Source organism: Streptomyces wedmorensis (genome assembly GCF_000716445.1).
GTDB classification, from domain to species: Bacteria; Actinomycetota; Actinomycetes; order Streptomycetales; family Streptomycetaceae; genus Streptomyces; species Streptomyces wedmorensis.
The window spans coordinates 58,051-81,578 of the sequence record NZ_JNWK01000040.1 but is presented as its reverse complement, the minus strand read 5'-3'; the positions used below and the strand labels follow the sequence as shown (position 1 = coordinate 81,578).

Genomic DNA, 23,528 nt, shown 5'->3' with positions numbered 1-23,528 from the left:
ACTACTCCTTCTCGGCGGGAAGTTCGACGGCGGCGACGACGCCCTTGTCGAAGACGACGTACGCGATGCCGCCGACGGGCAGGACCTCGGGTTCCCGGATCTGCTTGGCGACGAACTCGCCGTAGTTCGGGTCGTAGTCCTCCTCCTCGGCCCGCGCACCGGGTGCCCCCGGGACCGGCGTGACCTTGAGCCCGCCCGGCTTGCCGTCGGCTCCGAGCCGCACGCTGTAGAGCGCCGAGTAGTCGGCGTACACGACCTGATCGCCCGCGAGCAGCGGCGACGACCACGTCTGGGCCAGTCCCGCGGGGGCCGCCTTCAGCGGGAAGGACGCGAGGGTCTCGCCGGTGCGCGGGTCGAGGATCCGCAGGCCCTTGTCCCAGGACACGACGGCGCGCGGACCGACCGCCGTGGGCGCGGCCTTGCCGAGCGCACCCGGCAGCGACGCCTTCGTGGCGAGGGTGCGGGCGTCGAGCACGTGCAGGGTGGTGTCCGTGTCGGCACCGAACCCGTCGCCCGCGCAGTACGCGGCAGCGCCCAGCACCTTGACGGTCTCGCACTCCCTGGCGTCCGGTTCGGCCTGTCCCAGCTGGGTGCCGCTCCTGCCCTCGTAGGCCACGAGGCCGCCCTGGCTGAGGGCGTAGACGACCCCCCGCGCGTACGCCACCGGCTCGTACGCCTTGCGTTCGGCGAAGGAGATCTGCCCGTTGGTGAGCTCCTTCGACCACAGCTGCCGTCCGTCGGCCAGGGAGAACGCGGTCAGGGCGGCCCTGACCCACGAGTTGTCCTCCTGCACCTCCGTCGCCGCGAACACGATCCCGTCCGCGACCACGGGGCGCGTGGCCCAGAAGCCCTGGGGCCCCTGGGCCGGCTTCTCCCAGCGCGCGGCCCCGGTGCGCGCGTCGCGCACCTGCAGAACGCGCCCCGCGACCAGGACCACGCTCCCCTCGTGAACCGTGGGGCGCGTGGCGCTGCCGGCCGCGAAGGGATAGCCGTGGCCACTGGTGTACGTGTCGCCGGGCGTGTCCTTCGGGCGCTCCACGTCCCACAGCCTCGTCCCGCTCGCCGGGTCCAGCGCCTCGTACCGCCCGTCCGTCGTCCGGCAGACGAGCACCTTCTCGTTGGCCGAGCAGCCGAAGGCGGGGGCGGTCAGCTTCGTGTGCCAGGGCTTCCAGCCGGCCGGGCGCTGGGCCGCGTTCTGCGGGACGAGCCCGGAGGCGTCGGCGAGACCCCGGTCGTCGACGCCCGGGACGCGGGGCGCCGCGGGCGGGGCGGCACGCGGCGGGGCCTTCGGCTTCTTCTGCTCCGGCCACAGCAGGTACGTGCCGACGCCACCGGCCACGACCGCGAGGGCCAGCACGGCGGCGAGGCCCCGGCCCCGGCGCCGCCGGGGCGGCGCGGCGGGCCGCGGGAGCGGAGCCTCCGTCGGTACGGAGTGCAGGCCGGGCACGGCGGGAGTGACGACCGGCCCGGTGACGCGCGGCGCCTCCAGGAGCGGCCCGCCCGAGGCCACCAGCTGCGCGAGCTCCCGCCCGTACTCGCCGATGTGCTCCCGTACGCCCTCCGGCCAGGGGAAGGGCTTCGCCCCGGCACCGGGCGCGAGCAGCTCCACGAGCCGCTCGGGCGTCGGCCGGGCCGCGGGGTCGAGGGCCAGGCAGGCGGCGACGGTCTCGCGCAGCTCGTCCGGCACCCGGGACAGGTCGGCCTCGGCCTGGGAGACCCGGTAGAGGACGGCGGCGAGCGGCCCGTCGCCGAAGGGGTCCTCGCCGGTCGCCGCGTAGCAGAGGAGCGAACCGAGGCAGAAGACGTCGGAGGCGGCGGTCACGTGCCGGGCGCCCGCCACGTGCTCGGGGGACATGAAGGACGGTGTGCCGACCATCAGGCCGGTCGCGGTCATGGTGGTGGCGGCGTTGCTGCGGGCGATGCCGAAGTCGATGAGGCGCGGGCCCTCGACCGACAGCATGACGTTCCCCGGCTTGAGGTCCCGGTGCAGGACCCCCGCCCGGTGCAGGTCGGTCAGGGCCCGCGCGACGTCCGCGCCGAGCGCCCGCACGGTGGCCACCGGCAGCGCTCCGCCGCGCCGCACCGCCTGGGCGAGGCTCGGCCCCGGCACGTACGCCGTCGCCAGCCACGGCACCTCGGCATCGGCGTCGCCCCCCACGGGCGCCGCGGCGTACCGGCTGCCCACCAGCCCCGCCACCCTGATCTCACGCCGGAACCGATCCCGGAACGCCGGATCCCCCGCCACGTCCCGCCGCACGGTCTTCACCGCCACGAACACCCCGGCCACGGGCCCGGGCGACCCGGCGGCGGAATCCCCGCCCGGGGCAGCGGCCCCGTCGCCCACCGCTCCACCGCTCCCGTCGCCCGATCCTTCGCTTCCGGACGCCGCTCCACCGCTCCGGGCGGCCGGCCCGGCGCTCCCGGGGGCGGGATCACCGCTCCCGTCCCCGGTCCCCGCCGGGCCGGCGGAGCGGCCGAGGAACACCTCGCCCATGCCGCCGGCGCCGAGCCGGGCGAGCACCTCGTACGGTCCGATCTGCCGTGGCGCGCCCTCGCGCAGCGGTCCGAGCACCTCGTCCATCCCCCCATGCAGACGTGTGTGACGTGTGACGTGCGCGACGCGTGTGTGACGCCACGTCAGTCCCGCATCATGACACGTACATGCATGGCGAAGGGCCGGCCCCCAGGAGGGGGCCGGCCCTTCGCCGAAGAAGTGCGGATCAGCCGGAGTACGGCTTGGCGCTGAGGATCTTCACCGTGGCCTTCTTGCCGTTCGGCAGCTCGTACTCCGCGTCGTCGCCGGCCTTCTTGCCGTTGACGCCGACGCCGAGCGGCGACTGCGGGGAGTAGGTCTCGATGTCGCCGCTCGCGTACTCGCGGGAGGCGAGCAGGAAGGTCATCGTGTCGTCCTCGTCGCCGTCGAAGGCGATGGTGACGACCATGCCGGGCTCGACGATGCCGTCGTCCGCCGGCGCCTCGCCGACCTTGGCGTGCTGGAGCAGCTGGGTGAGCTGGCGGACCCGGAGCTCCTGCTTGCCCTGCTCCTCCTTGGCCGCGTGGTACCCGCCGTTCTCGCGCAGGTCGCCCTCTTCGCGCGCCGCGGCGATCTTGGTCGCGATCTCGGTACGCGCGGGACCAGACAGGTACTCAAGCTCGTCCTTGAGCTTGTTGTACGCCTCCTGGGTGAGCCAGGTGACGTTGTCGCTGGTCTGGGTCACAGGTGCTCCTCGTAGGTACTGGGAATACAAAGCATCGCCCTACACGGGAATGCCGGCGTCCCGGGTGGGCGAAACCACGAGCCTAACAATGAGTGGCGAAAAGCGGGAGGACATAAACCATCAGGATGGCGTCTCCCCAGGTCACCGTGGTGACCCGCCAGGACTCGTCACCCGGTCCCTACCCACCGCTACGGCGCCGTACACCCGATCAGTTCCGCGCTGGTCGCGCGGGCGGTGGTGCGCAGCGAGTAGACGCGGTCGACCCGGCTGCCGGGGTCGTCGACCCGCACGTCCTTGCGGGCCACCTCGGCCCCGTCCTCGGAGCGGGAGCGCAGCGTGCAGACGCCCTCGACGCCCTCGTCCTTGCGGATCTCCAGGTGGACCTGGACCTCGGTGTCGCTCACCACGTCGAACTTGATCATCTCGGCGCTGATCTTGTTGGCGACGACGTAGTGCCAGCCGAACCAGCCCATCAGGCCGAGGAAGAGGACACCGAGCACGGCACCGATGATCTTGAGCTTGCGGTCGGCCCGCTCGTCCGCTGAGCGCCCGTAGCGCCCCTCGGGCAGCTGCTCTCGCACCGCGCTCATGATCGATCCTCTCGAAGCCGGGGGTGGCGGAATTTTCGCTCCCCCGATTCCGTCACTATAGAGACCTGGCTTCGCATCGAATCACTGAGGATCGAGTCTTGACTGAGCAGCTGCGACTGATGGCCGTTCACGCCCACCCCGACGACGAGTCGAGCAAGGGTGCGGCGACGATGGCCAAGTACGTGTCCGAGGGGGTGGACGTCCTTGTCGTGACGTGCACGGGCGGCGAGCGAGGCTCGGTCCTGAATCCCCAGCTTCAGGGCGACCCCTACATCGAGGAGAACATCCACGAGGTCCGCCGCAAGGAGATGGACGAGGCCCGCGAGATCCTCGGCGTCTCCCAGGAGTGGCTGGGCTTCGTCGACTCCGGTCTCCCCGAGGGCGACCCGCTGCCCCCGCTGCCGGAGGGCTGCTTCGCCCTGGAGGACGTCGACACGGCCTCCGGCGAGCTGGTCCGCAAGATCCGTTCCTTCCGTCCGCAGGTCGTCACGACCTACGACGAGAACGGCGGCTACCCGCACCCCGACCACATCATGACCCACAAGATCACGATGGTGGCCTTCGACGGCGCGGCCGACGCCGAGAAGTACCCGGAGGCCGAGTTCGGCCCGGTCTGGCAGCCCCTGAAGCTCTACTACAACCAGGGCTTCAACCTCCCCCGCACCACCGCCCTGCACGAGGCGCTCATCGCCCGCGGCCTTGAGTCGCCCTACGGGGAGTGGCTGGAGCGCTGGAAGGAGTTCGAGCGCCAGCCCCGGACGCTGACCACGTTCGTGCCCTGCGCCGACTTCTTCGAGACCCGCGACAAGGCCCTCATCGCCCACCGCACCCAGATCGACCCCGACGGCGGCTGGTTCCGGGTCCCCATGGAGGTCCAGAAGGAGGTCTGGCCGACGGAGGAGTACGAGCTCAGCAAGGCGCTGGTCCCGACCTCCCTCCCCGAGGAAGATCTCTTCGCGGGCATCCGCGACAATGCCTGACATGAGCGCACACCTGGCACTGACCCAGCTTGTCCCCTTCGCCGCCGAAGAGCTGGACAAGAACAAGGTGACCCCCGGCGTCCTCGGCTTCGTCGTCTTCGCCGCGCTGGCCCTCGCGGTCTGGTTCCTGATGAAGTCCATGAACCGCCACATGGGCAAGGTCTCCTTCGAAGAGGCCCCTGACCCCACGGCCACCCCGGACACCCCCTCCCCGACCCCGTCCCCCAAGTAACCCGGACGCCCCCCGCCCGTACGGGCCTGCGCCCACCCCCGTGTGGGCAATCGTCCCGCTGGGGCGGGACGGGTGGGCACACGGGACGGCGCCCTCGGCGGCGCCCCCGCCCCTTGTGCCTGGACCCGCACCCATTGAGCATCGCGCTGTCCGTGCGGGTTCAGGCGCGGAAGCCTGGGCCCGGCAAGGGGCGCCGTCCGTTGTGCCCACCCGTTCCGCCCCGGCGGAACGATTGCCCACAACGCGGGGGCGCGGGCGCGGGCGGTGGGCACCGCCCCGGCGGAACGATTGCCCATGACGGGCGGGGCCGGGGCGCAGCCCGCAACGCGGGGGCGTGGGCCCATGACGCGGGCCCGCAACGGGCGCAGGGTGCGGCGTGCGGGGGCCGTGGCTGCGGCAGGATGGGCGGTATGCCGAACCGACTGGCCCATGAGACCTCTCCATACCTCCTGCAGCACGCCGACAACCCGGTCGACTGGTGGCCGTGGTCGGCCGAGGCCTTCGAGGAGGCCCGTCGCCGCGACGTCCCGGGGCTGCTGAGCGTCGGGTACGGCTCCTGCCACTGGTGCCAGTGCATGTGAACAACCGGGTAGTCACGACCTGGGGTGTTGTCAGAGGGTAGCCGTATGGATACGTACGACGAGAAACTGGACGCAAGTATCGACGCCTGGGTAGAGGCCGAACTGGCGGCTTCGCCCGAGTGGGGCCCGAGAAGTTCGTCGGCATCCGCCAACTCCTGGAGGGCGGCGCATTCGCCGTCGCCGCCGAGGAGTAGGAGCACGGAGCCACAGGCCGCAGCCGACACCGTAGTGCTGTGCGTGGGGCCGACCCGCCCTCGTGCACGGCACCCTCGGTTATCGATCGGCGCACGTCTGATGCGTGCCGCCGCGACGCTGACGGCGGAGGCGGACCGCGCTGCCGGCCAGGACGTGTCAGCGCGCCGGTGACTGGGCCACCACGGACAAACGAGGAGTCTTGTCCGCGAAGGCCGTTACGCGACCGGGCGCTCGGTAGGCCTGCGGGTGCCGGGCCACTCGTCGCTGTACCACTCGCGCTGCCCGTTCGACCCGGCGCCGTGGGCGGCGAGCGCGGTCGGCAGGTCGCAGTGGACGACGATGGGCGGCTGGCCGCTGTCGGGGACGAGGGACCCGTCCGCGGGGATGGCGGCGAGTTCGAGAGGACGGTCTTCGGCGGCCAGCCGCCGTGCGGCCGCGGCGACGGCGAGCTGGCCGCCGACCGACCAGCCGCGCAGGCTCGTCAGGTCCAGGATGACCGGACCGGTGCCGCGCGCCAGGGCCCAGCCGACCGCGCCGGCGAACCGGTCGACGGCCTCGGGGCCGAGGAACCCGGCCAGGGACAGGACACCCAGGTCTTCCCGGACGGTGTATCGCCACTCGATGGTCATGGGCTCGCCTTCGTTCTTGCATTCAGGGGACTCAGGGGATCTCGCAGGGGGAGGGTGATCCACACGCTCTTACCGCCACCGTCCGCGTCCCGCCTCAGCGCCAATGTGCCGCCCTGTTCCGCCAGCACCTCGGCGACGGTGAACAGGCCGCCCGTGTGGCCCGCGACGGGGACGACCCCGGGGTGGTAGGGGTGTCGGTCATGGACGGCGAACGCGAGCGCGTCCTCGCCGGCCGCGAACGTCACCGTCAGGCTCGGGGAGGTCACGGCGGCGTGCCGGACGCTGTTGGTGACCAGCTCGCTGAGGATCAACAGGGCCGGCCCCATGGCGGGATGGGCCGTGCCGATGCCCCATGACGCGTACGTCATCTCCGCGGTCTCGCGCGCCAGGCGCACCGAGGCCGAGGCTGTCGGCACGGTGAGGACGTGGCGGTGCGGCAGGGCCTCCGGCGCGGCGCTCACCGTGTTCCCGCCGGTGTGCTCGGGGAAGCCGCGGATTTCCGCGGGGGCACTGAGGCGAGGACCCCGGTCGTCTGAAGATGGCTCCGCGCGCCCGCGATGGCCTCGGGCGTCGTGGCGTACTCCCGGCCCTCGTATCGCAGCAGGTCGAGCGCGCCGACGGAGGCGAGGACCTGCCGCTGACCCGGCCTTATGCCTGAGGTCATGACGGCGATGCCGCGCCGGTTGAGCTTCTCGACGGCGTCCTTGAGCACGAGCGCGCCGGTGGCGTCCATGGTCGTCACCCGCGACATCCTCATGATCACGACCCGGACGTCGACGACCTCCGACAGCTCAAGCAGGAAGCGGTGCGCGGCGGCGAAGAACAGCGGGCCGTCGATCCGGTACGCGACGATGTGCTCGGCCAGCAGCGCGTGCTCCTCGTCGCTGTGCTCGCCGGGCAGGTCTGGCCGGAAGTCCACCTGGTCCATGCGGGCTTGCTTGGCCACGGCCCGCAGTGCGAGGGCGCCCGCGACGGCCATGCCGATGATCACCGCGTACACGAGGTCGAGTGCGAGCGTGGCGACGGCGGTGAGGACGAGGACGAGGGCGTCGGAGCGGGTGGCCTTCGCCATGGCGCGCAGCGAGCCGACCTCGATCATCCGCACGGCCGTGGCGAGGAGGACGCCGGCCAGGGCGGCGAGCGGGATCTTCGACACGAGCGGGGCGGCGGCGAAGACGATCACGGCGAGGATCGCCGCGTGGGTGAGCGCGGCGAGCCGGGAGGAGGCTCCGGTACGGACGTTGACGGCGGTACGGGCGATGGCGCCGGTCGCCGGGACGCCGCCGAACAACGGGGCGGCGATGTTCGCCAGGCCCTGCCCGAACAGCTCCCGGTCCGGGTCGTGCCCCTGCCCGACGGTCATGCCGTCGGCTACCTGCGCCGACAGCAGGGACTCCAGGGCGGCGAGCGCCGCGACCGCGACGGCCGGGGCGATCAGGGAACCCAGCGCGGAAAGGTCGAGGAAGGAGAGGGACGGGGCGGGAAGCCCGGAGGGCAGCTCGCCGATCGGCTTGGCCCCGTCCAAGTGGAAGACCTGGGCCACGATCGTGGCGGCGATCACCGCGAGGATCGAGAAGGGGATTGCGGGCCGCCACCGGGCGCCGCCGAGCATGAGGGCGGCGACGCCCAGGGCGAGCCCGAGGGCCGTCCAGTTAGGGGCCTGGACGAACTCCTCGACGGCGCGCCACGTCACCTCCAGGACCCGCTCGCCCTCGGGTTTGGGGACACCGAGGGCGTTGGGTACCTGCTGGAGGCCGATGACGAGCGCGATCCCCAGCGTGAAGCCCTCCACGACCGAGGCGGGGATGTAGGCCATGGAGCGGCCGGCCCGTACCAGGGCCAGGCCGACGCAGATGAGGCCCGCGAGCAGGCCGACAGTCAGTACGCCACTCGGACCGTGCTGGGCGACGATGGGGACGAGGACGACCGTCATGGCCCCGGTCGGGCCGGACACCTGGAGGTTGGATCCTCCGAAGATGGCGGCCAACGCGCCCGCGACGACGGCGGTCGCGAGCCCGGCCTCGGCACCGAGCCCGGAGGTCTCACCGAAGCCGAGGGCCAGCGGCAGGGCGACGATGGCGACCGTGAGGCCGGCGAGCAGGTCGCGCCGGGGGTTGCGGCCCATGGCGGCGGCGTCGGCGCGGGTGGGCAGCAGGGAACGCAGCCGCTTCCACAGCGCGCTCACCGCTCGGCCGCCTCGGCCCCCAGAAGCTCGGTGAGAAGCTCGTTCTGGCCGGTGAGCATCTGGGTGAGGATCCGGCGTGCGGCCTGCATCAGATCGGCGACGTCCCCGCCGGCCAGGGTGTAGATCACGGTCGACCCGTCGCGACTGGCGGTCACGATCCCGGACCGGCGCAGCACCGCGAGCTGCTGGGAGAGCGCCGGCGCCTCGACATCGATCTCCGTCAGGAGATCACGTACCGGCATCGGTCCGTTCTGGAGAAGCTCCAGCACCCGGATGCGGACCGGGTGTCCCAGCATCCGGAAGAACTCGGCCTTCGCCTGGTACAGCGGAACCGGCACGTCCCTGACTCTCCTCGTCGTCGAGCCCGTCATTACGGCGCGGGCTGGGCGCCGTGCCCGCGGCTACCTACGGGCACGGCCACTAGAGCATCTAATGAATTGCAGAATTATGCAATTATGGACCTTCCTAGACCGATGAAGTGGAACGGACCTTCCCCCGTGGCCGAGAACGCCGAGAACCAGCTGCCGCCCTGCCCCGAGTGCTCCGGCGCCTACACCTACGAGATGGGCGCCTTGCTCGTCTGCCCCGAGTGCGGCCACGAGTGGGAACCGGCCGCCGCCGGTGACACGACCGCCGACGGCGCGGGCGAGAAGGTCGTCAAGGACTTCGTCGGCAACGTCCTCGCCGACGGTGACACCGTGACCGTGGTGAAGACCCTGAAGGTCAAGGGCAGCCCGAACGGCATCAAGGCCGGCACGAAGGTCCGCAACATCCGCCTGGTCGACGGCGTCGACGGCCACGACATCGACTGCCGCATCGAGGGTTTCGGCAACATGCAGCTCAAGTCGAGCGTGGTCAAGAAGGGCTGACCCGGTGGCGATCGCCACACGGAGGCGGGCGGGACGAGGAGAGGTACGGATGACGGCCGGACGGCTGGCGGAGATGTCGGGCGCGGAAGCGCTGTGGCTCCTGGAGGGGAGCGCGCGAGGCCGCCTCGTCCTGCTGCGTCGCGGCGAGCCTGTCGTACGGCCTGCCGCACACCTGGACGCACGCCATCTCGTCGTCCGCGCGCCGGTACAGGCGGCGTCCGTTCCGCCGGCGGTCACCTACCAGGTGGACGATCTCCCTGGCTCCGCCGTCCCCGGCTGGTCGATCACCGTCATGGGCCCCGCGACGGAGATCGCCGAGCCGCACGAGGCCGCCCACTGCCGCCGCACCCTGGACGGCTGGGTCCACGGACCGCATGACACCTTGCTCCGGATCACTCCGTAGACCGTGACCGGCTTCCGCGTGGCGCCGGGCGAGGGGCGCTGAGCGAGCCGCTCCGGCATGGGCCTCTGCGTGCGGCTATGCGGAGGTTCGGCGTGCGGCAGCGGTGCCGCCGCGCAGGGCGTCCGCGCTCGGCAGCGGCGAGTGACCGCAACGCGGGCACTCGCCCTCGGGGCCGCCCGCCGCCCGCGGGAGTTTCAACCGGCAGGACGGGCACTTCAGCAGGGAGCCGTCCGTTCCGGACAGGTTCTGCGTCAGGATGGCCGGTGTCCATGGAAGGCGTACGGACGGCCGACAGCGGCCGTCGACGAGGAGGGGCCCGCACCGTGAGCGCGCTGCTGTACCAGCCCAGGGCCGACTTCTTCAAGACGCTGGGGCATCCGGCGCGCATCCGCGTGCTGGAGCTGCTGGCCGAACGCGAGCACGCGGTGTCCGAGATGCTGCCCGAGGTCGGCGTCGAACCGGCACACCTGTCACAGCAGCTCGCCGTCCTGCGCCGCGCCAACCTGGTGGTCACTCGCAAGGAAGGCTCCACCGTCCACTACTCCCTGGCCAGCCCGCGAGTGGCGGAACTGCTCCGGGTGGCCCGCGAGATCCTCTCGGGCGTGCTGGCCGACCAGGCCAGGCTCCTCGGCGACCTCCGCGCGGAGCAGCAGACGCCGGCGCCCCCGCCGCGCGCGGGCCATTGACCGGTGGCCGCCTCCCGCTCACCCGATGGACAGCACCTCAGGGGCGGTGGAAGGCGGTCACCCTCACGAGGTGCGGCGCTCGGCGCCCGTAGGCCAGAGCACGTCGACCGTCCGGCCGAGGCCGCGCGCGTAGGCCACGAGATGTGCGGTGGCGTCGCACGGGGTGGTCGGGGAGCCGTCCCAGACCACGAGGACGCGGGTGCAGGCCTGAATCATCCGCTCGTCGGTGTGCAGGCAGGCGGGACCGTCGGCGGGGTCGTAGTCCACCGGACTCAACCGCTGCGTCAGTAGTGCCAGGGTTCAGGGAGCAAGATCCGTATGTCCCACCAGCGCGATCACAGGGGCCTACTTGTGGGCGTGCTGGCCGACGTAGAACAGCAGCCAGACGAACCCGGCGAACAGGTGCGTGCCGAAGATGTAGAAGAAGGCGCGCAACCAGACACCCCGCTCCTTCCGGGCTTCGTCGTCCATGCTGTCGCTCATGGGGTCCTCTCCTTCCGTGCGGGGCGATCGGGTCTCTGGCGCTGTGGGCCCACGAGGGAAGCCGGGACCGTACGAGGGCGGCCCTACCTGGCTCGTCGCGTGCCGGCTCCCGCCGCGTCCTGCCGTACACCCCCGCGGTGGCCCGAAGCCGCGCATGCCCTTCATCGGCCCAGTCCTGCCACCTGGCTACCTCGCCGGAAGGACGCCCGCCAACGAATCTGGCGAATTGCGAAAGTCTTTAAGAGGATACCGGGGGCCACCAGGGAGGAGCTACGCCCGCCTCGAACTCAGCCGCCGGCGCCCTGCGCCGGAAATCGCCAGTGCGGGTAGGGGAGCTGATGCCAGGCGGTCCGGTATGTCTGGCTAAGGCTTGATCGACGCGGCTGACCTGGCGGCCTGCTCGATCTTCGCTCGGTAGGCGCCACGGGCTTCCTCGTCGATCTGCCTCTCGTGTTCGGCGCGCAGCCCGGTCCGGCCGTCGACGCTTTCGCGGAGGATGTCGGCATGTCCGGCATGCCGGATGGACTCGCCGAGGACGTGGACCATGACGGCGAACAGGTTGGTGTGGGAATACGGCTCCGGCCACCACGGGACGTGGCCGGGGGCGTCGAGGGGAAGCTCGTTGATCGTCGCGTCCGAGTGTTCCCACGTGCGCCGGTAGAACCCGATGATCTGATCGCGGGTCTCACCCTCGGTCGCCCACTGATCGCTGCCGTCGGCTTCCTGCCACCGGCATAGCGGTTCCGGGGAAGGGCGGTCGAAGATCTCGCCGAAGTACCTCGCCTCGACGGTGGCCACGTGCTTGACCAGGCCGAGGAGGTTGGTCCCGGTTGCCGTCAGCGGCCTGCGAGCGTCGTATTCGGACAGGCCGTCGAGCTTCCAGAGCAGCGCCTCGCGGTCCCGACGCAGTCTCCCGTGCAGGTTGTCCTTCGCGAATTCATCGATCATGCGGCATGCACCTTCCATGTACTGTTCGTGGTTTCACGATCACGTAGAGAGCCGTGGGGGAACGGGGTGGGGGTGGGAGCGGTGGGGTGGGGTGCGTGAAGGCTCGCGGCCAACCCGCCCCGCGGCGCTATCGAGCAGGAGAACCACACGGCTGTCCGGTGCCGTTCTCCGAGTCCGTCGAGTCCGTAGGGGCGGGGAGCGGGGACGCGGGCGGGTGCCAGGTGAGGATCCAGCCGGCGGTAAGCGCCGCGGCACCGCCAGCCAGGGCGATCGCGCCGCCTGTTCCGATACCTGCGGCCGCTGCGCCGAAGCAGGCCGGGCCGACGCCCTGGAGCGTCATGCCACCGGAGCCGAGCAGGCCGAAGGCCTGGCCCTGGCTGTCCTGCGGCAGGGCGTCCAGGAACGGCCGTTGCAGGCCGAGACCGTAGGCGAATCCGAAGCCGCAGAGCAGCAGCAGACAGGACGAGAGGCCCACCCCGGGCTCGGCGGCGAAGCCGACCAGCGGCAGTCCCATCAGCGTGGTCAACGGGACTACCAGTCGCTCCCGGGTCGGCGGCCGGAGCAGCCGTCCCACCAGAAGGTCACCGACGACCATGCCTGCCGGCAGACAGCCCATCAGCACCGCGTACCAGCCGGGCGCGAAGTGGCGGCCTCCCGCGTAGGCGACGATCAGTCCTTCCGCGCCCGCCACGAACGCGGGCGGCAGCCACTGCGCCAGCATCAGTCGTCGCACCGTACGTCCGCGCAGCAGCAGGCCGGCACCGTGCAGGCTTGCTCGGACGGCCCCGCCATCACCCCTTGAGCCGCCGGACTCTCCCGGCTCCAGCCGGGCCATTCGGCAGCGGATGGCGAGCGCGCAGCCGAGGTAGAGGGCGGCGCTGAACGCGAGCGCCCGGCGCGGGCCGAGTGCCGCGACGGCCGCACCTCCCAGTGCCAGACCGAGCAGTTGGGCGCCAGAGCCGGCGATGTTGTTGAGCGAGCGGCCGAGTACGTAGGCGTCGCCCTCCAACCACTGTGCGACCAGCCGGCTCGACGCGCCGCTGAACACCGGTGTGGCGAGGGCGACCAGCGCCACGACGCCGAGGCTTGCCGCGATCGGCATCCGTACCAGGGCGAGCAGCAGGGCGGCGGCGCACTCCAAGGCATAGCCGCCGGCGATGAGCGCGCGGGGCGGCAGTCGGTCGGCCATTGAGCCCAGCAGCAGCGAGCCGAACACCTGCGGGAGAAAGCCGATGCCGAAGGCCAGTGCGCTCAACAGTGCGGAGCCGGTGGCCGCGAAGACCAGCACCGAAAACGTGGTGATCCGCAGCGAGTCCGCGGTGATCGCGACGGTGCGAGTCAAGAACAGCAGCCGGAACCGAGGCTCGGCCAGCACCTCCCAGTAGGTGGCGTGGCGGTCGCCCTGCGCGGGTCCGGCGTTTGGGGTCATGGCGCTCAGCCTCGACGTGCACTCGTGCCACTCACCAATGATTCGTCGCTGGACGAATCGGAACAGATGTCCCGCGGTAGCATCGCCGGGTGCTGCGCTTCGAAGTCTCCGTCGAGGACCTGCTGCGCAGCCGCTTCGCGCTGTCGCCCGCGCTGGACCTCTGCCTGCTGCTGCGCTCGCTCGCCGGCCAAGGCCAGCCGCTGCCGCGAGCCTGGTCCGCCCGGCTCATGCCGGCTTTCGAACGGCTTCGCCGCGAGACCGAGCTGGACGCCGTCCTCGCTCTGCAAGCCCCGCACAGCGGACCGAACTTCGTCGCCCCGCCCCCGCGCGGCCTCGGCCAGACCTGGGCGGACGACCTGGCCGTGATCCGGGCCACACCGCTGGAAGCGGCCCGTCGCGAATTCGCCGCCGGCTCGACCGGCCCGGCCGTCCGTGACCCCCGCGTACGCGCCGTGCTGGACTCGACGGACGCCGTCCCCAGGATCGCCGAGGCGATGGACCAGGCGTGGCACGAGCTGCTCGCCGCGGACTGGCCGCAACTGCGCGCGATCTGTGAGCGCGATGTCGTACACCGGGTGGGGGTGATCGGCGAACACGGATGGGTCGCGGCCATCGAAAGCCTGCACCCGGGCGTCGCCTGGCGCGCCGACGGTATCGAGGTCGGCTTCCTCCGAGGTGGGACAGTCCGCCTCGCCGGCGACGGGCTCCTGGTGATCCCTTCGGTCTTCGTCGGGCATGTCGCCGCCCACATGGAAGACCCCTGGCCCAGGACCTTGGTCTACTCGGCCCGCGGCACCGCCGCCCTGTGGGGCGAACAGGAGAACGTCCCCCAACCGGACGCGCTGACCGCCCTGGTCGGCCGGGCCCGAGCCCGGCTGCTGTTGGCGCTGGATGCCCCGGCCAGCACCAGCCACCTCGCCCGAAGCCTCGCCATGACACCCGGCGCGGTAGGAGACCACCTCGCCATCCTGCGAGGCGCGGGACTGCTGGTCCGCGCCCGGTCCGGACGATCAGTGCTCTACCGGCGCACCCCGCTTGGCGAGGCACTGGTCGCAGGTTCGGGCTGAGGGCTCAGATCAGCACCGAGCCGCTGCGCGGCCTTGACCACCCGCAGCACGGTCACCGCCCCCTCGCTGTCAACCGCGAGGCCGGCACCCTCCGACCGGCAGCCTCGTTGCTCACAGGGCCCCAAGGTCGACCGTGATGGAGAAGGGCGCCGTGGCCTTCACAGTGCCAGTGAACATCTCGCCGTCCCTGTAAGCCTTGGTGGCGGGGTCGAGGACGTAGGTGTAGACGATCGGGACGCCGGTGGCGGCCTGCTCGACCCGCCAGTAGAAGGGGATGCCTGCCTTGCCGTACTGGTCCACCTTCACGATCCGGTCCGTGGTCTCCGAACCGGGCGACACGACCTCGACGACCAGGAGTACGTGCTCAGGGCGGGTGGGCGTGAGGTCGATGGTCTCCGCCCGGTAGACGATGACGTCCGGACGGCGGTTGGTGAGCGGCACGTCCTGCAAGCGGACGTCGAAGTCCGTGTCGGCGTTCCAGTCCGGGCCCGCGGCGGCGTCCAGGGCATTGGCCAGGAGCCGAGCCAGCCGGTTGTGCCGCTTGGAGGCGCTCGGGCTCACGACGACCATGCCGTCCACGATCTCGACGCCGGCGCACTGCTCCTCGGACCAGGAGGCGTACTGTTCCGCGCTGATCTGCGTGTGCATCCACGCGGGCGCCACCATCTCGGCGGTCATGAAGTACCTCCTTCGAGGATGCGGTGCTGCTCGACTCAGCGTACTGCCCGCTTCCAGTCGGGCACCGGCTCTAAGTCGGGGCAGAACCTCCAGCGTCCGCAGGGCGACCTGGGTGCAAAAGGGGCGATCCGCATTCACCACGTGATGGCGCATGAGTGCAAATCGGCCAAGTAGGGCGGGGGCTTGCGGGCCGAATCGGCAGGGTCGTGTCGGCGTGAGAGGCTGGGTCGCATGAACCGGCTGGCTGGCACGACCTCGCCTTATCTGCTTCAGCACGCTGACAATCCGGTCGACTGGTGGCCGTGGGGACCCGAGGCGTTCGAGGAAGCGAAACGGCGCGATGTACCCGTTCTGCTGTCGGTCGGATACTCTGCGTGTCACTGGTGTCACGTCATGGCGCACGAGTCCTTCGAGGACGACGCCACCGCCGCCCTGGTCAACGAGCACTTCGTCGCCGTCAAGGTCGACCGGGAGGAGCGCCCTGACGTCGACGCCGTCTACATGGAGGCGGTCCAGGCGGCCACCGGCCAGGGTGGCTGGCCGATGACGGTCTTCCTGACGCCGGACGCGGCCCCGTTCTACTTCGGTACGTACTTCCCGCCGGAGCCCCGTCACGGCATGCCGTCGTTCCCCGAGGTCCTGGAGGGCGTCCGGGACGCCTGGACCGGCCGCCGGGAGGAGGTCGGGGAGGTCGCCGACCGGATCGTGAAGGACCTCGCGGGCCGTTCGCTGGCCTTCGGCGGCGACGGCGTCCCCGGCGAGGAGGAGCTGGCGCAGGCCCTGCTCGGCCTGACCCGCGAGTACGACGCGACCCGCGGCGGCTTCGGCGGCGCCCCCAAGTTCCCGCCGTCGATGGCCTTGGAGTTCCTGCTGCGCCATCACGCCCGTACGGGCTCGGAGGGCGCTCTCCAGATGGCGACCGACACGTGCGAGGCGATGGCCCGCGGCGGCATCTACGACCAGCTCGGCGGCGGCTTCGCCCGTTACGCCGTCGACCGCGCCTGGGTCGTCCCGCACTTCGAGAAGATGCTGTACGACAACGCCCTGCTCTGCCGGGCGTACGCCCACCTGTGGAAGGCCACCGGCAGCGACCTGGCCCGCCGGGTGGCCCTGGAGACCGCCGACTTCCTCGTCCGCGAGCTCCGCACCCCCGAGGGCGGCTTCGCCTCGGCCCTCGACGCGGACAGCGACGACGGCACCGGCAAGCACGTCGAGGGCGCGTTCTACGTGTGGACTCCGGGGCAGCTCGCCGAGGTCCTCGGGGAGGAGGACGCCGCCCTCGCCGCCGCCCGTTACGGCGTCACCGAGGACGGCACCTTCGAGCACGGCAGCTCCGTCCTCCAGCTGCCGCAGGGCGCGGGTCCGGCCGACGCCGAGCGGATCGCGTCGATCGCGGCCCGGCTCCTCGCGGCCCGCGAGGAGCGGGCCCGCCCCGGCCGCGACGACAAGGTCGTCGCCGCCTGGAACGGGCTCGCGATCGCCGCGCTCGCCGAGACGGGCGCCCTCTTCGACCGCCCCGACCTCGTCGAGCGCGCCACGGAGGCCGCCGACCTGCTGGTCCGCGTCCACATGGACGAGCAGGCCCGGCTCACCCGTACCTCCAAGGACGGCCGGGCCGGTACCAACGCGGGGGTCCTCGAGGACTACGCCGATGTCGCCGAGGGGTTCCTCGCCCTCGCCGCCGTCACCGGCGAAGGCGCCTGGCTGGAGTTCGCCGGCTTCCTCCTGGACATCGTCCTCGACCGCTTCGTCGCCGAGGGCGGCGCGCTGTACGACACGGCCCACGACGCCGAGGCCCTCATCCGGCGCCCCCAGGACCCCACCGACAACGCCGCCCCCTCGGGCTGGACCGCCGCCGCCGGAGCGCTCCTCTCCTACGCCGCGCAGACCGGTTCCGAGGCCCACCGTGCCGCCGCCGAGGGAGCGCTCGGCGTCGTCAAGGCCCTTGGCCCGCGTGCGCCCCGCTTCATCGGCTGGGGCCTCGCCGTCGCCGAGGCCCTCCTCGACGGGCCCCGGGAGATCGCCGTGGTGGGCGCCCCCGGCGACGAGGCCTTCCAGGAGCTGCGCCGTGCCGCGCTGCTGGCCACCGCTCCCGGCGCGGTCCTCGCCGCCGGCACCCCCGACAGCGAGGAGTTCCCGCTCCTGAAGGACCGTCCGCTGGTGGCCGGACGACCGGCCGCGTACGTCTGCCGTCACTTCACCTGCGACGCACCGGTCACCGACCCGGCCGAGCTGCGCCGCACGCTCTGACTCCGGCGTGGAACGGGGACGGCCCCGCCGCCCCTCCGAGGAGGGGTGGCGGGGCCGCACCGTTGCCGAGCGGCGTTGCTCAGCTGTTGCCGGCGCCGTTGCCGGACAGCACGGGGATGTCGCTGAGGATGTGCGACAGCGGCTCGTCGCCCTTGGCCTGGGTGGAGTTCTCGGTGCACTGCTGGTTCTGCGGGGAGGACAGGACGTTGACGTCCTGGACCGTGATCGGGATGAGGCCGATCAGCGAACCGGCGTTGACCTTGGCGGGGAGGCCCACGCACGGCTTGTTCAGGGAGCCCTGGACCAGCGCGAACTGCGGGCTCATGTCGCCGTGGGTGCTGGAGTTGCCGAACTCCTGGTGGGCGCCGTTGCCCGACAGCGAGGTGGTGCCGCCGTCGTCGGCGATCGCCAGCGCCTGACCGGCACCCGCCGCCGTCGCGCCGAGAACGGATGCGGCCACAGCAGCCGTCGCCAGAAGCTTCTTCATTGTTCAGGCCTTTCGGATCCTGGCCCGCTGAGTGCCGAGCCGCGCTGATCAACTGGTCAGAGGCCCGGAGGTTCCGGGAAGTCCACCGGACGGACTACGGGCAGATGAGCGAGGACCCGGGCGTGGGGCGGTACGTGCCCACCGGGATCTCGCTCGGCGCCACCGCCCCGGCCTCCGGCAGCGGCCGGTCCTCGCGCAGCCGCCCGAAGACCTCCGCCGCGCCTTTCTCGTCCCACGCGAGGGTCGACCCGACGCCGGCGATGTTCGGGTTGAAGCCGCGTACGGGCACGGTCGAGAACTCCGTACGGTCCGGGGGCAGGTCCTTCAGGCGGGCGGCGAGCGTCAGGAGCTCCGTCGCCGTGATGCCCCGCTCGACGGCGCCCGTGCCGCGCAGGGTCGCGGCGAAGTCCAGCAGCGCCTCCGGGTCGTCCAGGACGCCCTCGCGGAGCCGTTCGAGCGTGTTCGCCACGAACTTCTGCTGCTTCTGGATCCGGCCGAAGTCCATCTGGCCGTCGGCCCGCCGCGACCGCACGTACTGGAGCGCCTCGCCGCCGGCGACCCGCTTGGTGCCCGGCTGGAGGTCGATGCCGGTGACCGGGTCCTTGAGCGGCTCCGCCGTACAGACGGGGACCCCGCCGTCGAGCCGGTCGACGGTGTCCATGAAGCGGCGGAAGTCGATCTCCAGGTAGCGGTGGACGGGGAGTCCGGTCATCGACTCGACGGTCTCCACCGTGAAGGAGGAACCGCCCTCCGCCCAGGCGTTGTTGATCTTCGCGGGGTGGGCGGCGTGCAGCTTCCCGGTGCGCCGGTCGCGGTGCTGGTCGGGGAAGGCGGTGAGCGAGTCGCGCGGCAGGCTCACGACGCTGATCCGGTCGTTCTCCGCCGACACGTGCACCAGCATGATCACGTCGGTGCAGTCGCACTCCTGCCCGCCGAGGCGGAAGCGCTCCTTCTCCTCGTCGGTGACGCCCTTGCGGCTGTCGATGCCGACCACCAGCAGGTTGAGGCCCTGTTCGGGGGAGGGGAGGTCGGACGGCGCGACGGCGACGGCGCCGGGGGCGAGGGCGGCGAGAGCGGTGAAGGCCGCCGCGGCGAGCAGCGCGCGGCGCAGCCGCCGGGGACGCGGGAATTTCATGCCCCGCACGCTATTTCGACCCGGCTCGCACACAGGTACGCGACGCGACATGAACAGGTCGAATCACTCTCCTGCGGCGTCTGTGTAAAAATGCGGGAATCGCAGCGGAAGGAGCGAAGATGGCGCCGGATCCCGGAAAATGGGAACGGATGGCCTTCATTCCGAAGAGCCGGTATGTGAGTGAACCACCCCCTCCCGATCGCACACCGTTCCCGCTGTATTCCGCCCTGGTGGCCCAGTGGGTGCAGGCGGGGCGCACGGTCCCGGGGATGCCGGACCGCGAGTGGGAACGACTGATGGCCGCACCGGTGTGGCCGACCTGGTAGCAGCACGAAAGGGGCCGCCCCGGAGGGCGGCCCCTGACGTGTGAACGTCGTCGCGCGGTGGCGGAACGTCAGTTGTTGCCGACGCCGTTGCCCGAGAGGACCGGGATGTCGTCCAGGATGTGCGACAGCGGCTCGTCGCCCTTGGCCTGGGTGGAGTTCTCGGTGCACTGCTGGTTCTGCGGGGAGGACAGGACGTTGATGTCCTGGACCGTGATCGGGATGAGGCCGATCAGCGAACCGGCGTTGACCTTGGCCGGGAGGCCCACGCACGGCTTGTTCAGGGAGCCCTGGACCAGCGCGAACTGCGGGCTCATGTTGCCGTAGGTGGCGGAGTTGCCGTACTCCTGGTGGGCGCCGTTGCCCGACAGCGACGTGGTGCCACCGTCGTTGCCGATGGCGAGCGCCGGGGTGGCGACGGCGGCGGAGGCGCCGACGATGGAGACGGCCGCGGCCGCGGTCGCCATAACCTTCTTGATCACGGGAGTTCCCTTCTAGAACCGGCTCCGTGCAGGGAGCGGCCTGATCAACTGGCCACGGACGCAAGGGTTCCGCTGTGTCACCCCCTTGGCGGAGCGCACGCGGCAGCGCGAAAAGAGGGCCCAGTCGAACGAGTGAAGCGCCGGAACCAAAGCCGACGTGCGCAGTTGATCCCGTCGCATCAATCAAGTCGATTGGTGGGAACAGGAACGGAATCACCGTGATCAAGAAGATTATGGCGGCTGCGGCTGTTACGGCCTCTGTTGTCGGCGCTTCTGCCGCGATGGCCTCCCCGGCGCTCGCCACCGCCAACGACGGCGGCACCACGTCGCTCTCGGGCAACGGCGCCCACCAGTCCTTCGGCAACTCGAAGACCAAGGGCGACATGAGCCCCCAGTTCTCGGCCGTCCAGGGCTCGCTGAACAAGCTCTGCCTCGGTGTTCCGGTCAAGGGCAACCTCGGCTCCCTCATCGGCGCGATCCCGATCACCGCGCAGGACATCAACGTCCTGTCCTCCCCGCAGAACCAGCAGTGCGCCGAGAACTCCACCCAGGCCAAGGGTGACGAGCCGCTGTCGCACATCCTGGAGGACATCCCGGTCCTCTCGGGCAACGGCGCCTACAACAGCTGATCCGCGCCGCGCGACACAGGGCCGGCGGGAACGAGAGCGTTCCCGCCGGCCCTGTTCCGTGCGGGCAATGGAGTGAATGACGGAACGACTTCGCCGTTTCGGTTTCCTTTCCGAGGCGTGTTCGTTGTGTTGTGTGCTGCGGAAATGCATTCCGCCGAGGAAAGGATCCAGACGAAATGAACTGTAAGAAGGCTGCGGCCGTCATCGCCGGAATCGTCATGGCCATGGGTGCGGCGTCGCCGGCCTTCGCGGACGCGGACGCGCACGGTGTGGCGATCGGTTCGCCGGGCGTCCTGTCCGGCAACGTCGTCCAGGTCCCGATCCACGTGCCGATCAACGTCTGCGGCAACAGCGTGAACGTCATCGGCGCCCTGAACCCGGCCGCCTTCAACACCTGCGTCAACGTCTGAGTCCACGGCGCCAGGCCGGCCCTCGGTCATGCCGTCACCGCCGCCTTCTCGCCCGTACGGGGCCGTCCGACCCTCCCGCCCGGGACACCGGACCGCAGCCGCTGCCGCACCCCCTTCACCAGGCGCCCCGCCGTGTACTCGGCACCGAGGACGAACCGCATCGACGGGCCGTACGAAGGGGCGGTGAGCAGCCCGGCGAGGAACAGGCCGGGCCACGAGGACTCGAAGAGGCCGCCGACCTCCGGCGCGCCGCCCGCGCCGACCGTGCGCAGGGCGCCGCGCAGCGCGGGGGAGAGGACGCCGGCCCGGTCCAGGCTCGGGGTGAAGCCGGTGGCCGCGATGACGTGGTCGGTCTCCAGGACCGTCGTCCCGGCGGGCCCGGCGACGTCGAGCCGCAGCCGCTCGTCCCCGGTCACGGCCGCCGAGGTGATCCGCTGCCCGAGGCGTACGTCCCCGATCGCCGCGAACCGCTCCCGGAGCCACCAGGCGCCCGCCGGGCCGAGCGCCGAGTCGAAGATCCGCGCGCGGGTGGCCGCCGGCAGGCGCCGGAAGACGCCCGGGGTGTCCGCGTACAGCTTGTTCTTCCAGCCGCAGCCGAGTCCCGTGTGCGGGGCGCGCAGCGACGGCCACAGGCCGCGGTCGAGGGCCGGGGGCAGGGTGTTCCAGTTCAGCCGGTCCGCGCGGGCGACGATCCGGACGGCGGCGGCGCCCCGCTCGGTGAGGAGCGCGGCGGTCTCCAGGGCGGCCTGGCCCGCGCCGATGACGGTGACGTCCCGGCCGGCGAAGCCGTCGAGCTCGCCGTGGTGGCTGGAGTGGGTGACGTACCGCCGGGGGAGCCCGCGCAGCGGCCCGGGGACCTCCGTGAACGGCAGGACGCCGACGGCGAGTGCCACCGTCCGTGCGCGGAGCGGCTCGCCGTCCTCCGTCCGCAGCTCGAACCCCTCGGCGCCGGGCGCCACGGACGCGATCAGCCGCTCGTCGAGCGCGGGGACGGCCTGCCGGGCGAACCAGTCGCCGTACGCGGCGAAGAAGTCGACCGGCAGCGGCACGCCGTGGGCGGCGCGGACGCCCCGGGTCGCCGCGTAGGCGTCGAGTCCGTACGCGCCCCGCGGGTCGGAGAGGTGGGACGCCCAGGGCTCCGACTTCAGGAACATGCCCGAGGGCATGGCGTGCCAGGACTCCATCGAGCGGCCGAAGGTCCGGAGGTTCAGTCCGCGGGCCGCCGCGTGCGCGGCCACGGACAGACCGTAGGGTCCGGCCCCGACGACCACCAGGTCGTACATCGGCTTCGACGAATTCGACATCGTGCCTTCCGTCTTCATCGTTGGGTGAGCTGGTGGGAGGGGGTGCGGGCCGCGGGCGGCGAGGCGACGCCCTGCGGGCGCGTCCGGACCGCTCGGAACAGCCCGCGGAGCGCGGCCAGCGCCCTGCGCAGCAGATGGGCGGCCCAGGCGCGGCCCATGGCGAGCGCCGGCGCCGGGTCGTCGGCCGCGCACCAGGCGAACTCGGTCCGCTGCCGGGCGGCCCCCGGCCCGGCCGCGTACCGGCGGCGCGGCGAGGTCAGGAGCGAGAGCGCCGCGTAGTTCTCGACCAGGAACCGGCGGCCGTACGCGGGGGAGTACGGCGGCACCGGACGCCCGGTGAGGTCCAGGTGGAGGGCCCGGACCACGTCCAGTCCGGCGGCGTCGGCGAAGAGCCGGAACTGCGCGCCGGGACGGGGGTTGAAGTCGAGGACGTGGTACGCGCCGGTCGCCCGGTCGAGCCGGAAGTCCAGATCGCACACGCCCCGGTAGCCGAGCGCGTCGAGCAGTTCGCGGGCCGTCCGGTCCACGGCCGGGTTCACGGTCCAGCGGCCCACGGCGGTGAGCCCCGCCCCGTCCGGCCAGGAGCGCTCCTTGCGGCCGGTCGCCCCGGTCGCGCAGCCGCCCCGGGAGTCCACGTACCCGTGGAAGAACCAGTCCAGGTCCCGGCCCGCCGGCAGGAGTTCCTGGAGCAGCAGGCGGCTGCCCGCCTCCGGCGTGCGGGCGTACAGCTCCCTCACCTCCGTGAGCGACCGCACGATCGTGGTGCTGCGCAGCCCGCCGCCCGCCGGCAGCAGCCACGGCCGGCTCCACTTCGCGACCACCGGCAGGCCGAGCGCCCACGCCATGGCGGCCGCCTCGTCGGCTCCCGTGGGCAGTTCGGTCCGCGGATGGGGCAGACCGAGCTCCGCGCAGGTGCCGGCGAGCGCCGCCTTGTCCGCGACCCGCAGCAGCTGCGCCTCGCTCTGCGCGGGCAGCAGGAAACGGGGGGCGAGTTCGGCGCGGTGCCGGGCCAGCGCGAGGGCGCTGATGTCGTCCAGGGGTACGGGCAGCAGGGGGTGTGACGGGTCGTCGGAGATCTCGTCGGCCATGTCCGTCAGCAGGGCGGCCAGCTCGGGCGCGGAGGTCGCACCGGGGCGTGTGCGGGCCGAGCGGAGGTAGCGGGAACGGGAGACCGGGCTGGTGTCCGACTCGATGACGGCGTGGACCGGGATTCCCGCCCGTCCCAGCGAGCGCGTGGCGCCGAGCGTCCCGTGATGAAAGGGATTCCGGTCGAGCCGCACCAGGACGGCGGGGACGCGGGTGTCGAAACTCTGACCGTGCGGCACGGCATGCCTT

General features: G+C 71.9%; 26 protein-coding genes and 1 pseudogene. 10 read left to right on the top strand and 17 right to left on the bottom strand.

Annotation, left to right across the window (positions count from 1 at the left end; all coding sequences use genetic code 11):
* Position 1 precedes the first annotated feature (1 nt).
* From OO54_RS27895 to OO54_RS27885, 3 genes are all read right to left on the bottom strand, one after another.
* Entirely contained in the window at positions 2-2,581 is a 2,580-nt protein-coding gene (locus OO54_RS27895; RefSeq protein ID WP_033207714.1) for a protein kinase domain-containing protein, read from the bottom strand.
* A gap of 139 nt (positions 2,582-2,720) precedes the next feature.
* A complete protein-coding gene (gene greA / locus OO54_RS27890) occupies positions 2,721-3,218 on the bottom strand; it encodes a transcription elongation factor GreA (RefSeq protein WP_017239792.1) in 498 nt (165 codons plus the stop codon).
* A 188-nt stretch (positions 3,219-3,406) separates the two neighbouring features.
* Positions 3,407-3,808 carry a DUF4307 domain-containing protein gene (locus tag OO54_RS27885; protein WP_033207712.1) on the bottom strand — a complete coding sequence of 134 codons (402 nt, stop codon included), beginning with the start codon at positions 3,806-3,808 and terminating at the stop codon, positions 3,407-3,409.
* A gap of 98 nt (positions 3,809-3,906) precedes the next feature.
* On the opposite strand from OO54_RS27885, the gene mca reads away from it, so the two are divergent.
* The 3 genes and pseudogenes from mca to OO54_RS44020 form a co-directional block, all read left to right on the top strand.
* Positions 3,907-4,788: a mycothiol conjugate amidase Mca gene (gene mca / locus OO54_RS27880; protein ID WP_033207710.1), complete on the top strand. Its 882-nt coding sequence runs from the start codon at positions 3,907-3,909 to the stop codon at positions 4,786-4,788.
* Between the two features lies 1 nt (position 4,789).
* The gene (locus OO54_RS27875) at positions 4,790-5,020 is read left to right on the top strand and encodes a hypothetical protein (RefSeq protein WP_033207707.1); all 231 of its coding nucleotides are present in this window, start codon (positions 4,790-4,792) and stop codon (positions 5,018-5,020) included.
* 410 nt (positions 5,021-5,430) lie between these two features.
* Positions 5,431-5,598 (top strand): annotated as a pseudogene (locus OO54_RS44020) (DUF255 domain-containing protein); the annotation flags it as partial.
* 413 nt (positions 5,599-6,011) lie between these two features.
* On the opposite strand, the gene OO54_RS27870 reads toward OO54_RS44020, so the two are convergent.
* The 4 genes from OO54_RS27870 to OO54_RS27855 are packed head-to-tail and all read right to left on the bottom strand — an operon-like array spanning position 6,012 to position 8,948.
* Entirely contained in the window at positions 6,012-6,425 is a 414-nt protein-coding gene (locus OO54_RS27870; RefSeq protein WP_033207705.1) for a hypothetical protein, read from the bottom strand.
* Positions 6,422-6,886: an ATP-binding protein gene (locus OO54_RS27865; RefSeq protein ID WP_033207702.1), complete on the bottom strand. Its 465-nt coding sequence runs from the start codon at positions 6,884-6,886 to the stop codon at positions 6,422-6,424. Before OO54_RS27865 ends, OO54_RS27870 begins: the two co-directional genes overlap by 4 nt.
* On the bottom strand, positions 6,883-8,550 hold the full coding sequence (locus OO54_RS27860) for a SulP family inorganic anion transporter (protein ID WP_078905377.1): 1,668 nt from the start codon (positions 8,548-8,550) through the stop codon (positions 6,883-6,885). The genes OO54_RS27865 and OO54_RS27860 overlap by 4 nt, the downstream gene beginning before the upstream one ends.
* Positions 8,551-8,606: 56 nt before the next feature.
* The gene (locus OO54_RS27855; RefSeq protein WP_033207699.1) at positions 8,607-8,948 is read right to left on the bottom strand and encodes an ArsR/SmtB family transcription factor; all 342 of its coding nucleotides are present in this window, start codon (positions 8,946-8,948) and stop codon (positions 8,607-8,609) included.
* Between the two features lie 159 nt (positions 8,949-9,107).
* On the opposite strand from OO54_RS27855, the gene OO54_RS27850 reads away from it, so the two are divergent.
* The 3 genes from OO54_RS27850 to OO54_RS27840 all read left to right on the top strand — a co-directional run bounded on the left by OO54_RS27850 (position 9,108) and on the right by OO54_RS27840 (position 10,568).
* Complete coding sequence (locus OO54_RS27850) at positions 9,108-9,479, top strand: zinc ribbon domain-containing protein YjdM (RefSeq protein ID WP_033207809.1); 372 nt, start codon at positions 9,108-9,110, stop codon at positions 9,477-9,479.
* A gap of 49 nt (positions 9,480-9,528) precedes the next feature.
* Complete coding sequence (locus OO54_RS27845) at positions 9,529-9,882, top strand: pyridoxamine 5'-phosphate oxidase family protein (RefSeq protein WP_033207808.1); 354 nt, start codon at positions 9,529-9,531, stop codon at positions 9,880-9,882.
* A 323-nt stretch (positions 9,883-10,205) separates the two neighbouring features.
* Complete coding sequence (locus OO54_RS27840) at positions 10,206-10,568, top strand: ArsR/SmtB family transcription factor (protein ID WP_033207697.1); 363 nt, start codon at positions 10,206-10,208, stop codon at positions 10,566-10,568.
* Positions 10,569-10,631: 63 nt separating this feature from the next.
* On the opposite strand, the gene OO54_RS27835 is transcribed toward OO54_RS27840, so the two are convergent.
* The 4 genes from OO54_RS27835 to OO54_RS27825 all read right to left on the bottom strand — a co-directional run bounded on the left by OO54_RS27835 (position 10,632) and on the right by OO54_RS27825 (position 13,428).
* Positions 10,632-10,835 (bottom strand): hypothetical protein, encoded by a 204-nt coding sequence (locus OO54_RS27835; RefSeq protein ID WP_051787236.1) that lies wholly within the window; start codon positions 10,833-10,835, stop codon positions 10,632-10,634.
* A gap of 78 nt (positions 10,836-10,913) precedes the next feature.
* Positions 10,914-11,051 (bottom strand): DUF6126 family protein, encoded by a 138-nt coding sequence (locus OO54_RS46485; RefSeq protein WP_167348156.1) that lies wholly within the window; start codon positions 11,049-11,051, stop codon positions 10,914-10,916.
* Between the two features lie 363 nt (positions 11,052-11,414).
* Positions 11,415-11,999: a DinB family protein gene (locus OO54_RS27830; protein ID WP_033207694.1), complete on the bottom strand. Its 585-nt coding sequence runs from the start codon at positions 11,997-11,999 to the stop codon at positions 11,415-11,417.
* A gap of 127 nt (positions 12,000-12,126) precedes the next feature.
* Positions 12,127-13,428 (bottom strand): MFS transporter, encoded by a 1,302-nt coding sequence (locus tag OO54_RS27825; protein WP_051787235.1) that lies wholly within the window; start codon positions 13,426-13,428, stop codon positions 12,127-12,129.
* 89 nt (positions 13,429-13,517) lie between these two features.
* On the opposite strand from OO54_RS27825, the gene OO54_RS27820 reads away from it, so the two are divergent.
* Positions 13,518-14,495 (top strand): winged helix-turn-helix domain-containing protein, encoded by a 978-nt coding sequence (locus tag OO54_RS27820; RefSeq protein WP_033207692.1) that lies wholly within the window; start codon positions 13,518-13,520, stop codon positions 14,493-14,495.
* A gap of 111 nt (positions 14,496-14,606) precedes the next feature.
* Here the strand turns inward: OO54_RS27820 and OO54_RS27815 are convergent, their stop codons facing one another.
* A complete protein-coding gene (locus tag OO54_RS27815; RefSeq protein ID WP_033207690.1) occupies positions 14,607-15,173 on the bottom strand; it encodes a Uma2 family endonuclease in 567 nt (188 codons plus the stop codon).
* Positions 15,174-15,404: 231 nt separating this feature from the next.
* On the opposite strand from OO54_RS27815, the gene OO54_RS27810 reads away from it, so the two are divergent.
* Positions 15,405-17,423 carry a thioredoxin domain-containing protein gene (locus OO54_RS27810; RefSeq protein WP_033207688.1) on the top strand — a complete coding sequence of 673 codons (2,019 nt, stop codon included), beginning with the start codon at positions 15,405-15,407 and terminating at the stop codon, positions 17,421-17,423.
* 79 nt (positions 17,424-17,502) lie between these two features.
* On the opposite strand, the gene OO54_RS27805 is transcribed toward OO54_RS27810, so the two are convergent.
* The 3 genes from OO54_RS27805 to OO54_RS27795 form a co-directional block, all read right to left on the bottom strand.
* Positions 17,503-17,910 carry a rodlin gene (locus OO54_RS27805; RefSeq protein ID WP_033207686.1) on the bottom strand — a complete coding sequence of 136 codons (408 nt, stop codon included), beginning with the start codon at positions 17,908-17,910 and terminating at the stop codon, positions 17,503-17,505.
* Positions 17,911-18,004: 94 nt separating this feature from the next.
* Complete coding sequence (locus OO54_RS27800; protein WP_033207684.1) at positions 18,005-19,045, bottom strand: LCP family protein; 1,041 nt, start codon at positions 19,043-19,045, stop codon at positions 18,005-18,007.
* Between the two features lie 394 nt (positions 19,046-19,439).
* Positions 19,440-19,850 (bottom strand): rodlin, encoded by a 411-nt coding sequence (locus OO54_RS27795; protein WP_033207683.1) that lies wholly within the window; start codon positions 19,848-19,850, stop codon positions 19,440-19,442.
* Between the two features lie 218 nt (positions 19,851-20,068).
* On the opposite strand from OO54_RS27795, the gene OO54_RS27790 reads away from it, so the two are divergent.
* Both OO54_RS27790 and OO54_RS27785 read left to right on the top strand, forming a co-directional pair.
* Complete coding sequence (locus OO54_RS27790) at positions 20,069-20,479, top strand: rodlin (RefSeq protein ID WP_033207680.1); 411 nt, start codon at positions 20,069-20,071, stop codon at positions 20,477-20,479.
* A gap of 176 nt (positions 20,480-20,655) precedes the next feature.
* Positions 20,656-20,889, top strand: a complete 234-nt coding sequence (locus OO54_RS27785) for a chaplin (RefSeq protein WP_033207677.1) — start codon at positions 20,656-20,658, stop codon at positions 20,887-20,889.
* Positions 20,890-20,915: 26 nt separating this feature from the next.
* Here the strand turns inward: OO54_RS27785 and OO54_RS27780 are convergent, their stop codons facing one another.
* Positions 20,916-22,172: an FAD-dependent oxidoreductase gene (locus tag OO54_RS27780; protein WP_033207674.1), complete on the bottom strand. Its 1,257-nt coding sequence runs from the start codon at positions 22,170-22,172 to the stop codon at positions 20,916-20,918.
* A 35-nt stretch (positions 22,173-22,207) separates the two neighbouring features.
* Complete coding sequence (locus tag OO54_RS27775; RefSeq protein WP_033207671.1) at positions 22,208-23,518, bottom strand: carboxylate--amine ligase; 1,311 nt, start codon at positions 23,516-23,518, stop codon at positions 22,208-22,210.
* Between the last annotated feature and the right edge of the window lie 10 nt (positions 23,519-23,528).

What these genes read in the sequence shown, in the direction of transcription:
- OO54_RS27830 (WP_033207694.1), bottom strand. Translation starts at nt 11,999, where the DNA reads ATGATCGATGAATTCGCGAAGGACAACCTGCACGGGAGACTGCGTCGG.
- OO54_RS27805 (WP_033207686.1), bottom strand. Translation starts at nt 17,910, where the DNA reads ATGAAGAAGCTTCTGGCGACGGCTGCTGTGGCCGCATCCGTTCTCGGC.
- OO54_RS46485 (WP_167348156.1), bottom strand. Translation starts at nt 11,051, where the DNA reads ATGAGCGACAGCATGGACGACGAAGCCCGGAAGGAGCGGGGTGTCTGG.
- OO54_RS27780 (WP_033207674.1), bottom strand. Translation starts at nt 22,172, where the DNA reads ATGTACGACCTGGTGGTCGTCGGGGCCGGACCCTACGGTCTGTCCGTG.
- OO54_RS27870 (WP_033207705.1), bottom strand. Translation starts at nt 6,425, where the DNA reads ATGACCATCGAGTGGCGATACACCGTCCGGGAAGACCTGGGTGTCCTG.
- OO54_RS27810 (WP_033207688.1), top strand. Translation starts at nt 15,405, where the DNA reads ATGAACCGGCTGGCTGGCACGACCTCGCCTTATCTGCTTCAGCACGCT.
- OO54_RS27895 (WP_033207714.1), bottom strand. Translation starts at nt 2,581, where the DNA reads ATGGACGAGGTGCTCGGACCGCTGCGCGAGGGCGCGCCACGGCAGATC.
- OO54_RS27860 (WP_078905377.1), bottom strand. Translation starts at nt 8,550, where the DNA reads ATGGGCCGCAACCCCCGGCGCGACCTGCTCGCCGGCCTCACGGTCGCC.
- OO54_RS27885 (WP_033207712.1), bottom strand. Translation starts at nt 3,808, where the DNA reads ATGAGCGCGGTGCGAGAGCAGCTGCCCGAGGGGCGCTACGGGCGCTCA.
- OO54_RS27845 (WP_033207808.1), top strand. Translation starts at nt 9,529, where the DNA reads ATGACGGCCGGACGGCTGGCGGAGATGTCGGGCGCGGAAGCGCTGTGG.
- OO54_RS27815 (WP_033207690.1), bottom strand. Translation starts at nt 15,173, where the DNA reads ATGACCGCCGAGATGGTGGCGCCCGCGTGGATGCACACGCAGATCAGC.
- OO54_RS27875 (WP_033207707.1), top strand. Translation starts at nt 4,790, where the DNA reads ATGAGCGCACACCTGGCACTGACCCAGCTTGTCCCCTTCGCCGCCGAA.
- OO54_RS27785 (WP_033207677.1), top strand. Translation starts at nt 20,656, where the DNA reads ATGAACTGTAAGAAGGCTGCGGCCGTCATCGCCGGAATCGTCATGGCC.
- OO54_RS27825 (WP_051787235.1), bottom strand. Translation starts at nt 13,428, where the DNA reads ATGACCCCAAACGCCGGACCCGCGCAGGGCGACCGCCACGCCACCTAC.
- OO54_RS27800 (WP_033207684.1), bottom strand. Translation starts at nt 19,045, where the DNA reads ATGAAATTCCCGCGTCCCCGGCGGCTGCGCCGCGCGCTGCTCGCCGCG.